Origin of the sequence: Vibrio algivorus, from assembly GCF_030161215.1 — a bacterium.
Classification (GTDB): Bacteria; Pseudomonadota; Gammaproteobacteria; order Enterobacterales; family Vibrionaceae; genus Vibrio; species Vibrio algivorus.
In genome coordinates this window covers 408,592-422,490 of sequence record NZ_BSPV01000009.1, presented here as the reverse complement: position 1 = coordinate 422,490, position 13,899 = coordinate 408,592, and the positions used below count along the sequence as shown (strand labels likewise).

General features: G+C 39.2%; 10 protein-coding genes and 1 pseudogene. 5 read left to right on the top strand and 6 right to left on the bottom strand.

Translation table 11 applies throughout. The features are described from left to right. Window positions 1–130: 130 nt before the first annotated feature. A complete protein-coding gene (gene ald, locus QQJ93_RS14275; protein ID WP_089123174.1) occupies window positions 131–1,246 on the top strand; it encodes an alanine dehydrogenase in 1,116 nt (371 codons plus the stop codon). Here the strand turns inward: ald and QQJ93_RS14270 are convergent, their stop codons facing one another. Next, window positions 1,247–2,452, bottom strand: coding sequence for a methyltransferase (locus QQJ93_RS14270; RefSeq protein WP_089123175.1), 1,206 nt, complete (start codon window positions 2,450–2,452; stop codon window positions 1,247–1,249). Then, complete coding sequence (gene cysB, locus QQJ93_RS14265; protein ID WP_089123176.1) at window positions 2,452–3,426, bottom strand: HTH-type transcriptional regulator CysB; 975 nt, start codon at window positions 3,424–3,426, stop codon at window positions 2,452–2,454. The genes QQJ93_RS14270 and cysB overlap by 1 nt, the downstream gene beginning before the upstream one ends. Window positions 3,427–3,581: 155 nt before the next feature. On the opposite strand from cysB, the gene miaE (QQJ93_RS14260) reads away from it, so the two are divergent. Next, on the top strand, window positions 3,582–3,719 hold the full coding sequence (gene miaE / locus QQJ93_RS14260; protein WP_089123177.1) for a tRNA isopentenyl-2-thiomethyl-A-37 hydroxylase MiaE: 138 nt from the start codon (window positions 3,582–3,584) through the stop codon (window positions 3,717–3,719). A 201-nt stretch (window positions 3,720–3,920) separates the two neighbouring features. Here miaE (QQJ93_RS14260) and QQJ93_RS14255 read toward each other — a convergent pair whose 3' ends face one another. Further along, window positions 3,921–5,921 (bottom strand): Shedu immune nuclease family protein, encoded by a 2,001-nt coding sequence (locus tag QQJ93_RS14255; protein ID WP_089123178.1) that lies wholly within the window; start codon window positions 5,919–5,921, stop codon window positions 3,921–3,923. 342 nt (window positions 5,922–6,263) lie between these two features. Between QQJ93_RS14255 and miaE (QQJ93_RS14250) the strand changes: the two genes are divergently transcribed. Both miaE (QQJ93_RS14250) and miaE (QQJ93_RS14245) read left to right on the top strand, forming a co-directional pair. After that, window positions 6,264–7,031: a tRNA isopentenyl-2-thiomethyl-A-37 hydroxylase MiaE gene (gene miaE, locus QQJ93_RS14250; protein ID WP_089123179.1), complete on the top strand. Its 768-nt coding sequence runs from the start codon at window positions 6,264–6,266 to the stop codon at window positions 7,029–7,031. Window positions 7,032–7,230: 199 nt separating this feature from the next. Further along, window positions 7,231–7,884, top strand: a pseudogene (miaE, locus tag QQJ93_RS14245) (tRNA isopentenyl-2-thiomethyl-A-37 hydroxylase MiaE); the annotation flags it as partial. Window positions 7,885–7,989: 105 nt separating this feature from the next. On the opposite strand, the gene topA reads toward miaE (QQJ93_RS14245), so the two are convergent. Next, complete coding sequence (gene topA, locus QQJ93_RS14240; protein WP_089123180.1) at window positions 7,990–10,617, bottom strand: type I DNA topoisomerase; 2,628 nt, start codon at window positions 10,615–10,617, stop codon at window positions 7,990–7,992. A gap of 336 nt (window positions 10,618–10,953) precedes the next feature. On the opposite strand from topA, the gene QQJ93_RS14235 reads away from it, so the two are divergent. Then, entirely contained in the window at window positions 10,954–11,211 is a 258-nt protein-coding gene (locus QQJ93_RS14235) for a YciN family protein (RefSeq protein WP_089123181.1), read from the top strand. A 392-nt stretch (window positions 11,212–11,603) separates the two neighbouring features. Here the strand turns inward: QQJ93_RS14235 and focA are convergent, their stop codons facing one another. Together focA and sohB are read right to left on the bottom strand one after the other, a co-directional pair. Next, window positions 11,604–12,446 carry a formate transporter FocA gene (focA, locus tag QQJ93_RS14230; RefSeq protein ID WP_089123182.1) on the bottom strand — a complete coding sequence of 281 codons (843 nt, stop codon included), beginning with the start codon at window positions 12,444–12,446 and terminating at the stop codon, window positions 11,604–11,606. A 294-nt stretch (window positions 12,447–12,740) separates the two neighbouring features. Next, window positions 12,741–13,808, bottom strand: coding sequence for a protease SohB (gene sohB, locus QQJ93_RS14225; RefSeq protein ID WP_162497274.1), 1,068 nt, complete (start codon window positions 13,806–13,808; stop codon window positions 12,741–12,743). Between the last annotated feature and the right edge of the window lie 91 nt (window positions 13,809–13,899).

Here is a 13,899-nt window from a genome sequence, read left to right as displayed (position 1 = left end):
TGCAAAAATATATTCTACATTCTCTTTATATTCAGAATCAAATATTACTAAATCATAACTACACTTTACATTAGCCCAGCTACTAAGCCTTTAGACAGACATAACAACCACTAATAAAAGAGGGTTCAGAATGAAAATTGGCGTACCAAAAGAAATCAAAAACCACGAATATCGTGTAGGCATGATCCCTGCTAGCGTAAGAGAACTATACTCTCACGGGCATCAAGTGTTTATCGAAAGTCATGCTGGAGCCGGTATCGGCTTTAGTGACAACGATTACATCGCCGCAGGCGCTTCCATTCTTCCCACTGCAAAAGAGATCTATTCTATTGCAGATATGATTGTTAAGGTCAAAGAACCTCAATCCACTGAGCGAGCTTTACTCAAACCAGGACAAATATTGTTCACTTATTTGCACCTCGCACCAGATTTTCCACAAACGGAAGACCTAATAAAGAGCAAAGCCATCTGTATCGCCTATGAGACTGTAACAGATAATATGGGTCGTCTGCCACTATTAGCGCCAATGTCTGAAGTTGCAGGTCGAATGTCTATCCAAGCAGGTGCTCAAACATTAGAAAAATCCCACGGAGGCAGTGGCTTACTTCTTTCAGGTGTACCAGGGGTTATGCCGGCAAAAGTGCTTATTCTTGGTGGTGGCGTAGTCGGCTCTAACGCCGCAAGAATGGCAGTAGGATTACGTGCTGATGTGACGATTTTAGATAAAAATATCGACACACTTCGCAAACTAGATGAGGAGTTTCAAGGCTCTGCAAAAGTGGCCTACTCAACTCGAGAACTTCTTGATCAGTTAGTTACCGAAGCTGATCTCATTATTGGTGCGGTATTAGTTCCGGGAGCAGCTGCGCCAAAACTTATCAATAAGCAACATTTAACAACCATGAAGCCTGGTTCAGCTCTCGTCGATGTTGCCATTGATCAAGGTGGCTGTTTTGAAAGCTCTCATGCTACGACTCATGCAGATCCAACTTACATAGTCGATAATATCGTCCATTACTGTGTAGCGAATATGCCCGGTGCCGTTGCTAGAACTTCGACCTTCGCACTTAACAATGCGACATTGCCTTATATTCTAAAACTTGCGAACAAAGGCTATCGACAGGCTTTATTAGAAAATGCGGGCTTTTTAAAAGGATTAAATGTTATCGATGGTAAGTTAACCATTAAAGAAGTCGCTGAAGAATTTGGTCTACCCTACATAGATGCAAGACAAGCGTTAGAGTAATCACTTCTCAATCGCTTGAATAAGGATATTGCGAGGTGTGATGTCTCGTTGGCAGAAAGTGCTAAGTGAAACATCATATCCCGCTTGTTCTAAACGTAAGGCTTTATCACACACTAACCACATTTCAAGCGGCCTTCGAAAGGCTTGCTGAACTAAACTCAAACGCTCCATTTGAATAAAGCGTTCTTGTCCTCTTTGCTGCCAATAATCCAATTCCTTAAGCTCAACATCTAAATTTCGTTGTTCTTTCGCCCATTGACAAAAGTTAGCAAACCCTTGACTTAGTTGTGATTTTTTAATACTTGGAATAGGCGTATAACTTTGTTGATTGCTAACATCTTGCAGCAAACAATCTAGACCCAAACGATAAGTCATCTCAAGTTCACGATGACGCTTCACTCTCTCTCCACCAGTCACCGTTTCTTGTAGTGGTATCCTGAGATCTGTTTTTGAAAGATGAAGTTGTGAATGTTTACCTAGTGTTGAAAGCGCTTGATAAGCGTCATCTTGAATTAAATGGTAACAACAAGGGGAAAGCGTCAGGCCAGATAAATTTTGCTGACATACATGCTCAATCAAATGGGCATGTAAATCACCACATGCATGTAATGCCACCGCGTGTTGATTGGACTTAAAAACCTTACGGCAATCATCAGATAGAGCATCTCCTTGAACAAAGGTCACCGGAAGTTGATGTTTATCCGCCAAAGCCTGACCGGCTACACATAAGCTTTCTTGCCATTCAAAACTTACCACAGGAAGTTGTGATTGCTGCGCTAACCATTGCCCTAAGTAGCCCTTTCCTGCACACCATTCCAACCAATTTTGATCAGAACGGTTAACTTGTAGTGCTACTTTTCCCATTGCGGTGATTTGTTGCCATTTTCTCCCCGGGATCCCAACACTTAAATGATGCGTATCATACTCATCAGTTAGCGGTAAGCTCTCTAATTCACATTGAGCCCATAAACAGGTTAAAGTAGGAATAAAAGGGGTTAAACACTCAACTAGCTTTGAAGTATCTCCTTTTAGCTGCTCAATCTCTTCAACTTCTAAGTTGATCAGAAATTCACAGAGATCTAGGTCAGCTTGCCAAGGTAAGCTTTCATTTATGCTTAAATGGAACGGCTCGGTTCGCCAAAATTCTTGAGTAGAAATCAGCGCTTTATCTAGTACAGAAAAGCGCTGAGAGAGGGATTCACACATTAACGAACGGGTAACTCAATATCTTTAAACATGGTTTCTATTTCTTGGTTATTCTTCAAACCAATCGCTTTTTCGACAACCGGACGGGTTAAATGAGGAGCAAAGCGTTCCATAAAATCAAACATATAACTTCTTAAGAAAGTACCGCGTTTAAATCCAATACTCGTGGTGCTTGCGCCAAAGATATGGCTGGCATCAATGGCCACCAAATCATCATCTTGCTCTTTATCGATCGCCATACTAGCAAAAACACCAACCCCAATCCCCAAACGAACATAAGTTTTAATCACATCAGCATCTGTAGCAGTAAAGACAATTTTAGGTTGTAAGCCTGCTAAATTAAATGCCGTATCTAACTCAGAGCGACCAGTAAAACCAAAGACATAAGTGACCAAAGAGTACTTAGCCAACTCTTCAATCGTTACCTTTCCTAATTGTGCCAGAGGGTGATCTTTTCGAACGACAATAGAACGATTCCAATGATAGCAAGGCAGCATGATGGCATCTTGATATAAATGCAGCGCTTCTGTCGCAATTGCAAAATTAGCCGTACCTTTAGAAACTGCCTCTGACATTTGGCTCGGAGTACCTTGGTGCATATGCAAAGACACTTTTGGATAACGCGCGGTAAAACCTTTAATCACATCAGGTAAGGCATAGCGTGCTTGAGTGTGAGTAGTCGAAATGTTGAGAGTGCCACTTTCAGGGTTAGTATGCTCACCTGCCACCGCTTTAATACTTTCTACTCGGGATAAGATTTGCTGAGAAATACGTACAATTTCTTGACCCGCTGGAGTCACCGTCGTTAAGTGCTTGCCACTACGTTCAAAAATTTGAATACCTAATTCATCTTCCAGCAAACGAACTTGCTTACTAATACCCGGCTGTGAAGTATATAAATTTTCCGCCGTAGCAGAGACATTAAGGTTGTTATTCACAACTTCAACAATATATCTCAGCTGTTGTAACTTCATATGGGCTTCCCTCTCCATTTACACGATACAGTTCTTATAAAGATTAGTTATAACGCTTATCGTGTCATTTTCATAGTTCTACATTCAGATTGAATAACGAAAATGGGCCATTATGTGATAAAATCCCCTGCCATCACCACTAACGTTAATTGACCATGTACCAAGAATTACTCACTCCCATACACCAGTTTCTGCATTGCTCAACACCAGACTCTTGGATAGAAAAAGCCAAACAACCAAAACATTTAAACGCCTTGCTGATTGATCACTGCAATTGTGAGCAGAAGGCATAGGTGTGCGTATTGCTTAGAATCATCTCCAAACCATTAGGTTAAGTTTTGTCAAAAGAAAAGTAAGGCTACACATCAACTAATCAAAAAATGCACTTCCTGAAAAGTTAAGTTGTGATAATTCTAAGTGTTTATTCTGTGGGAAAATCACGTTTGAGACATCCTCTTAATGAAAAACCACCTTCCGGTGGCTTTATCGTGTCATCACTCTAAATTCAATTTTTTAAATAAGATTAAGTTTCGTTTCTTCGCATCACGCAAAAGTTTATCAAACGATATAACTTCAATCACAGTGTTAAGATTATCATTGTAGAAGATATAACCCTGATTATCTAAAAGTGGTTTGTAATTTCTAACGTCAAGAATGTCACGGATTGAAGAAGTTAAATCACAAATAACATAGCAATAGATTGGTATACGTTTATCTAGATGTATCTCTCTACCTCGAGCATCTCTAATCTGATCAGGCTTTCTTAGTTTTTGAACATACCTAGTGACCTGATCGACAGGATTATCTGAATCGTTATAGTCATCACGCATTGGCCGTTTAAACTCGACAATGATAGCTGTAGATGTTTCTCGCTTATCATCACCGTATACAACTGGGTTGTTAAAAACTAATAAGTCAGGTCGTTTTGTAGAGTCAATATCCGTTACGGATTTGAATGATTTATCTGAAACAAGACATTTATGATAAGCCATACGTTCGTCAATCAACCACAAGTTATGTTCTTGAACATCATCACTTGTAGAGCGTATTGCCATGATAATGTCATGAACTGTATCTTCGAGCGCATATTTATCATTATCTTGAAACTCTAAGCTGAACTCCAAAGCATCGATTACAGATTTTCTATGCACGATATACTTAGCAAGATTTGATTTGCCAACCTCATTTAGATCTTCTGTATATTTTTGCAAAGATTGTTTATAAGCAGGGTAATTTTTAATTTTACTATGCTTTAGTTCGTCTTTCAGACGCTGAGCTTCTTGCTTTAATTCAATCTCGTAATTTCGATTAAGCTTGTGTAGTTCAAGGTCAAGCTTATCATCAGGCAAATCAAACGGTATTTTCTTTAACCACTGTGGGCGATTTTTGATGATATGACGATACTCATAACCTGCGTGGTTAACATATCGTTCAATCGTCTCTCTGTGTTTTGCGTACATAGGTTCGAGAAACGGTTCGAATACAGTTCTTCCATAAACCATCAACTCTATAATAATCGTGTTGATTGCAGGGGTATCATCATATTCATCACATAGATCAACTTTGTCAGCGATTCTAAATCCTGTTCGCTCTTGGTTAACATACTGATCAAGATAAGAAGAAGTAACATAAATAGAATAATTAAATTTAACACCACCAATATCTTCAAAAATAGGCGGTATATTTTCTTCATATTCTTTTAGTGTGCAACCTCTTACAGAACGAGAATCGGCACAGAGAAAGACTTTATGATTTTTCTGTTTGCTAGTTTTAACGTTTTTAAAGAAATGAGCTGTAAATCGGTTAGAACCAATTGAAAACTCTCTTTTTGCTATTTCATTTGAATAGCTCGTTTCAAAAAGGACTAGTAGGTCAATACTTTCACCGCAATCACCTAGTAATTGAAATGATTTAATTTTGCCTTCTAGAAAGTAGATAAGGCAATGTTCGATGATCTCTGATGCTATATTATCAAGGTCTTTCGGCAATCGGTTTCTGTAAGGTTCTTGGATTTCTTTAAGGGAAACCTTAGTCATCACCTTATCTGTTTGTTCCATATTGATTAACTTTTCACTTTCAAAATCAACATCATCAACGGAGAAACCAAAAGTTAGTTTTTTCTTTTCTTCATTATCGAGATAGACACTTTCTACCTCTACAGTTTCAAAAGCTTTAAGCCATGTGAAGCGACCAACACCTTTACAACCTAAACTAGATTTGTGAGTTGATTCAGCTGTTTTGAAAGACTGATAGTTGTCATAGTTAAATCCTTCGCCATAATCAACAATTTCAAAAGACTCTATCTGCTGAAATTTACGGTCATCTGCATTCAATACTTCTTGAGTCGTTTGACGAAAAGCAGTAACAACCAGTTCCGCTTTACCATCTTTTTTAGTTGCTTGAATTGAGTTAACAATAGCCTCGAACACTGGAACAAGACGATCACTAGGCGATAATGTGAGATTTTGAACCTTACCCTTAACATCGATTTGCACAACTACTCCTTAGCTTAAGAAAATGTCCTGTAACTAACAGAGCATCAAATTACTACCATATATTGCTTGATCAAACCATCAATCAAATAAGCATCAAACTGAATGTTAAAATCAATCTTAACTTCTTTTCTGAACTGATCAAAATAAAGTTGAGTATGCGTAAGATTTTTCCTATCGGTTACGAATGATTATAAACATTTCCAATGTTATCTTATACTACACATACAAATTCAGAAGCATATGAATAATCAACCATTATTTATTGCTATAAATTCTAAACCTTATTAGAACTTCAATTTTTAATATAAAGTATAATCTTATTATTTATTTGAAAGAATCCTTATGACAACGGACCTACTAAAACCTATCAACAACTTCCTCAAATGCTCCACTCCTGACGCTTGGATTGAAGAAGCACGCAAACCTGAAAATCTATCCGTGATTTTACGGGATCATTTACTGTGTGAGTTAAAAGCTTCTCAAAGTGCGGTGTTTTTACTTAAACGATATGTATTGACGGATGAAGGCAAAGAACAAATTACCCAACTCGTCGAACCTTATGAGCTTTTTGCATATAAAGGAATGGGTAGCCTTGAAACACTCAAAGGCAAAAGCAACATTTCTAAATCAATTAAACCCAAAGATGGCTGTGCTTACGGTCAAGATATGATTGATAAGATGGTTTTGCTGATCAGAGAAGAATTGCACCACTTCTATCAAGTGTTAGAAATCATTGAAAGTCAGGGATTAGAATACCGCCCTATTACTGCCTCTCGATATGCCAAGGGAATGATTAAACACGTCCGAACTTATGAGCCAGAAGCTTTGATTGATAAGTTAATCATTGGCGCATTTATTGAAGCTCGCTCGTGTGAGCGTTTCGCTAAACTCGCCCCTCATTTAGATAAAGAAATCGGTAAGTTTTACATTTCCCTTCTTCGATCAGAAGCAAGGCATTACCAAGATTATTTAGAGCTTGCCGAGCAAATAGCAGGAAAAGACATTTCAGATCGCATTGAACATTTCGCTAATGTTGAAGCAGAATTAATCACTTCTGATGATACGGAATTTCGCTTCCATTCTGGTTCGCCTAACTTACTCAACAAATAAATAAAATAAGAATAGTAATAATCAATATGCACATCGTCGCCTCTAAAGTATTGCGAGTGCATATTGCTTTAAAAACAATGCTTTACTTTTAAAATTAAATATAAAAACAAAAGCTTAGTATAAAAACATTGTCTTTTATATCTTTGAAAACCCTCGATTTTCTCTTCATTTTTTAGTTAGAAATTTAACTACAGTCTTTTGTGAATTAAAAGCCGCTCAAACGGCCATGTTTATGGTGCGAAAATATGCGGTCGATGAGCAAAGTAATCAAACGCTGATGCAATGGGCTAAACCTTATGAAGATTATGTCTACAAGTGTATTCGTAATGTTGAGTTTCCAGAAAAAAGCATTATGCAATCTAGTAGCCTAACCGTAAAAGATGGCTTTGAGCATGGTCAAGATTTGGTTGATAAGATGGTGCGGTTAATCAAAGAAGAATTCCATCATTTTGAGCAAGTATTAGAAATTATGGAAAGCCGAAACATCCCTTATCAAAACCTTACCGCAGGAACTTACGCCAAAGGTTTAATGAAAACGGTCAGAACCTACGAGCCCGCAGCCCTAATTGATAAGTTGATTATCGGTGCTTATATTGAAGCGCGCTCTTGTGAACGCTTTGCCAAACTGGCACCGTTTTTAGATGACGAGCTAAATAAGTTTTATGTTTCGTTATTACGCTCAGAAGCACGTCATTATCAAGATTACCTAGCATTAGCTGAAGCCATTGCTGGGGAAGATATTTCTGAACGAATACGATTAATAGGTGAACGAGAAGCACAACTCATTCAGAGAGAAGAAGCTGAATTTCGTTTTCATAGCGGCGTTCCTGTCGAAGCAGTCGCCTTAGCGTAGCAAACCAGGAACCAGGAACCAGGAACCAGGAACCAGGAACCAATTTATACAAAAAGAGCTTAATGCCAACACATTAAGCTCTTTTTTATTACTCAAACCCGAAAATTACTTTTTCGCTTTTTTACGCTTGTCTGTAATTTCCCACTTACCGTCGATATACAGCGCAGTCCAACCAGATGGCTTACCATCCACTTCAGAACGCACGTAATGTTCTTTCGACTTACGGCTAAAGCGAACCACTGTTGGGATCCCATCAGGATCGGCAACTGGTGCAGAGGCTAAGTAGTGGAACTTTTCAGAAATACGATCTTTGTATTCTGCCATTTCAGCAACTAATGGTGCGCGAGTTTCACGAGATTTCGGGAAGTTACTGGCTGCCATAAACAAACCAGAAGCACCATCACGTAGTACGAAATAAGCATCAGAATTAGAACAAGGTAATTCCGGGAAATGCACCGGATCTTCTTTTGGTGGCGCAACTTCACCATTACGTAAGATCTTACGAGTGTTTTTACATTCCTCGTTAGTACAACCCATGTACTTACCAAAACGGCCATTTTTCAGCACCATATCTGAGCCGCACTTGTCACACTCAACTAATGGGCCATCGTAACCTTTTGGTTTGAACTCACCGAACTCAACCACATAACCATCACAGTTAGGGTTATTACCACAAACATGCATCTTACGCTTGTCATCGATTAGATAAGCGTCCATTGCAGTTTCACAAATTGGACAACGCTTTTTAGCACGAAGAGCGGCTGTTTCAACGTCTTCTTCTAAAACGTTAACAACACCTTCTTCGTCACCTAAGTTAATGGTGGTTTTGCAACGCTCCTTTGGTGGCAGTGCATAGCCAGAACAACCTAAGAACACCCCCGTTGAAGCAGTACGAATGCCCATTGGACGCGAACAAGTCGGACATTCAATGCTAGTTTCAACGATCTTATTTGGCATCATGCCACCTTCAGATTCGTCTAACTCTGCTTTATCTAAATCTGCAGTGAACGCATCAAAAAACTCATCGAGAACTTGAGTCCAAGTTAAATTACCTTCCGCAATTTTATCGAGTTTCTCTTCCATACGAGCCGTGAAATCATAATCCATCAGATCATTAAAACTACCATCTAGGCGGTCAGTAACAATCTCACCCATCTTTTCTGCATAGAAACGACGCTGGTCGACTTTTACATAACCACGATCTTGAATAGTTGAAATAATCGATGCGTAAGTCGACGGGCGACCAATACCACGCTTTTCAAGCTCTTTAACTAATGCCGCTTCGGTATAACGTGCTGGCGGTTTAGTAAAGTGCTGTTTAGGATCTAGCTGTTTCAACGATAAAGTATCGCCAACTTTCACTTCTGGTAAAATTTGATCTTCATTTTTGCCCATTGGACGCTGAACACGAGTCCAACCGTCAAACTTCAAGATGCGACCTTTGGCTTTTAACGTAAAGTCGTCAGCTTTAACACTCACTGTGGTTGAATCGTATTTTGCTGGTGTCATTTGACAAGCAACAAATTGATTCCAAATTAGTGCGTAAAGTTTGTGAGCATCTGCTTCCATGCCATTCAAGTCTTCAGCTTTTACCTCAACGTTAGATGGGCGAATCGCTTCGTGAGCCTCTTGAGCACCTTGTTTACTACCATAAGCTAAAGGACTTGCGGGTAAATAAGCATCACCAAATTCAGATTGAATAAACTCACGACAAGCCTCTACAGCCTCTTTACTCAAGTTAGTTGAGTCTGTACGCATATAAGTGATGTAACCCGCCTCATAGAGTCGCTGAGCAAGCATCATGGTCTTTTTCACCCCATAGCCTAAGCGAGTACTTGCCGCTTGTTGTAGGGTTGAAGTGATATATGGAGCAGAAGGCTTACTTGAAGTTGGACGATCTTCACGCTTACAAACTTCGTAAGTGGCTTTTTCAAGTACCGATAATGCTGCTTTGGTTTCCGCTTCATTAACTGGCTTGAAAGCTGAGCCACCTTGCTGGGCGACTAATAAACGAAAATCAGTATTATTTAACGTCGTAGTATCGGCATGAATATCCCAAAACTCTTCAGGAATAAACGCATTAATTTCGCGTTCACGTTCAACCAATAGTTTTACTGCCACCGATTGAACACGGCCAGCAGATAAACCACGCGCCACTTTTTTCCAAAGCAGAGGTGATGCCATAAAGCCTACCACTCGGTCTAAAAAGCGTCGAGTCTGTTGAGCATTCACACCATCTAAGTTCAATTCACCTGGCGTTTCAAACGCTTGTTGAATAGCATTTTTGGTAATTTCGTTAAAAACCACTCGCTTATATCGCGCATCATCACCACCGATGATCTCACGAAGGTGCCACGCAATAGCTTCCCCTTCGCGGTCCAAATCGGTTGCGAGATAAACGCAATCTGCGTCTTTAGCTAATTTCTGTAGTTCAGCAACAACCTTTTCTTTACCAGGAAGGATTTGATAATTCGCCTCCCAGCCTTGGTAGGGGTTGATACCCATCTTTTTAATGAGGGCGGCTTTATCTTTTTCTTTTTTGATACGAGCTTTTTCTTCAGGGCTCATACCTTTAGTTGAAATCGCGGCCGCTTTTTTTCCACTACTTTGGCCGGCAGTAGGTAAGTCACGTACGTGGCCAACGCTCGACTTCACAACAAAATCTTTTCCAAGATATTTATTGATAGTCTTCGCTTTAGCTGGTGACTCTACAATAACAAGAGATTTGCCCATAACTAATTTTAAACATCCTCATCAGGTCGCGTTTATTGATTACGCACGCTGCTTTAATTAATTGCTTCTTTTTTTACTATCGAGTGAGTTTTAAATAAGATCAACCTGTTTTTTCACTTTTCATTCTGAATGAACGACATATCGCCAACTAAGATGCCAAAAGACGACTGCTCATCTGCTACGATTTTTGAAAAACAATATTCAGATTTTTTTACTGCCATTCGCTATACCAAGCAACGAGTTAGGTATAAACTTTGGAATCAAATTGAGGCGGACAATAGCGCCTTATTTAATGATATTCAACCAAACCTTAACTTTCATTCTAAGTAGGCCACTATGAGTAGTAAAAAAGCCATCTCCGAATTTGAACTCCTTCTGATTGCAAACCAAGTCATTCAGGAACATGCAAATTATATGGAAGGAATGCGCGCCACATCCGTCACGGAAAAAGATGATGTGTTGATCTTCAAAGGTGAATATTTCTTAGATGAACAAGGATTACCAACTGAAAAAACCACTGCGGTATTTAATATGTTCAAATATCTAGCACATCATTTATCTAAAGAGTTCACCTTAGAAAATACGGTACACTGATTCAGAAATTACACTTTATACCCAAGTGACTTCAAGGTGCAGAATTCAGAGCTATCATCCAAGCCTTTAGGCAAGGAAGATTGGCGAAGGAAAAGCACCTTTCAAACCAATCTGACGATGCATAAAGGTTTGGATGAAGCTCCCGAAGGGCAAGTTACTTGGGTATATACACAAGTGACTTCAAGATGCAGGATTCAGAGCTACCATTCAACCCTTTAGGCAAGGAAGATTGGCGAAGGAATGTAAACACCTTTCAAACCAATCTGACGCGGCATAAAGGTTTGAATGAAGCTCCCGAAGGGCAAGTTACTTGGGTATAGATAAAAAGATACCCTAGTCTCAGCTAGGGCATCTTTCTACTTGACGTTACTTGGGTATATTTTATTTTACGGTTATTTACGTAGGTAAATTGACCAGAACCACAAACCAACAAACACACTACCACCGATAATATTACCGATAGTCACTGGTATAAGGTTATTCATTACAAAATCTGCCATATTTAGATCAGCGAATTGACTTGCTGTCGTGTTTGTCATTTCCCAAAATTCAGCAGGTGCAAAATTTTTGATACCAATTGCAAATGGAATTTGGAACATGTTTGCGATGCTATGTTCAAAGCCTGATGATACAAACATGGCAACAGGTAGGATCAAAATTAACGCTTTATCGGTTAATGTACGGCCTGCATAAGACATCCAGACCGCGATGCATACCAATAAATTAGCCATAGTGCCAAGTGCAACAGCTGATGCGAATGAGTGATGCATTTTATGCTGCGCAATATGCATGGCATTCAAACCGATACCACCCGCATCGCTCATATATTGTTGAGCAACGAGCATAATACCAACCAGCAAAATACAACCGACAAAGTTGCCAAAATAAACTTGTGCCCAATTCTTGATTAATTGTCCCCAAGTCACAAGACCACTTGCCTTCGCTACGACGACTAACGTTGAGCTAGTAAATAATTCACTACCAGTAACCACGACAAGAATTAAACCTAAACTAAATGCTAAACCACCAACAAAATGTGAAAAACCTGGCGCAACGTCAGCAGTACCACTAGTAACCGTAGTGTAAAAAATAAATGCAATACCAATTTGCATACCAGCGGTCACTGCCAGCATAAATGTTTTAAAGAAGGATTTATTCACTTTATAGACGCCAGCTTCAGCGGCCTTTTTGGCCATATCCGCGGGCATTAACGATTCAAATTGATTATTTTCCATTTTTTCTCTCGTAACGATTAGATACAAAGTAAGGATGATGGCTGAATATTGCGTTTTAATGTGATCAAATTCAAGCTTTCTAATCATAGTTCAAAGTGAGAAAAAGTTAATTTCACAACAAAAGACTATTAATGAAAAACCACCAAAAAGCTGCGAAAATCGGCTAAAACCACGATAAAAGATTGAAAATAAAAAATCATCAATCTAAAAAAAAAGCCCACATGATGTGAGCTTAATTCAATAAAGATTGATATAAATCAGTTCTTCATGCACCTACCTCATTAGAGGTATCCATTATACGATTGGACGCTGACCTCTAGATATCAATTTCAGTAATATACTATCAACCGTTTTCGCGGCACTGCCAGAAATTTTATCCGACAATTTTTTCTTGCGAACATAATGTAATGCGAGCACTGATTTTTCTTTAGTCGCAGCGACAATCAAATCATCTGAAGTTTTAATTTCATCCACCAGCCCTAACGCTAATGCTTGAGTACCGAACCAATGCTCACCGGTTGCGACTTTTTCTAGATCAAGATTTGCACGATGCTCACGAATAAAGTCTTTAAATAGTACATGAGTTTCTTCTAACTCATGTTTGAACTTATCGCGCGCTTTATCAGTATTTTCACCAAACATGGTTAAGGTGCGCTTATATTCACCCGCTGTCATTTGCTCAAACTCAATATCATTCTTTTTCAGCAATTTATTGAAGTTCGGAATTTGCGCGATAACACCAATAGAACCAACAATCGCAAATGGCGCAGAAACAATTTTATCTGCAACACATGCCATCATATAACCACCACTTGCCGCCACTTTATCGACAGCTATAGTTAATGGAATCTTGGCATTTTTAAGTCGATCGAGTTGAGAAGAAGCAAGCCCATAGCCATGAACCATACCACCGCCAGACTCTAAACGAAGTAATACTTCATCTCCTTCTTTAGCCACAGAAAGAATCGCGGTAACTTCTTCACGTAAAGAAGAGACCTCTTTGGCATCAATGCTACCGTTAAAATCTAAAACAAATAAATGAGGCTTACGAGTATCAACCAGCTCACCAGATTTCGCGGCCTTTTTCGCTTCTTTCGCCTCTTTTTTGTTCTTTTCTTTTTGTTCTTTCTCTTGAGCTTTATGACGAGCTTTTAAATATGCTTCATCGTGTAAGTGCTCTTCTAGTTGTGAGACCGTTTCAGTATGCTTTTCTGACAAGTCAGTAATCTGCAATTCACCTTTCGCATGACCGCCCTTGCCACCGATTACTTTAATGCCAACAAACAATGCAATTACCGCAACGACGAACGTCACGACTTTGGCTAGAAACAGCCCATAATCCAACAAAAATTCCAATATCATTCCCTCAAAACTTGCGGTTTAGTGTATGGTAAGCGAGTTTACGTTGATGCTAACCACTTATTCTTTGAAATAGCGGTACATTATTGCATAT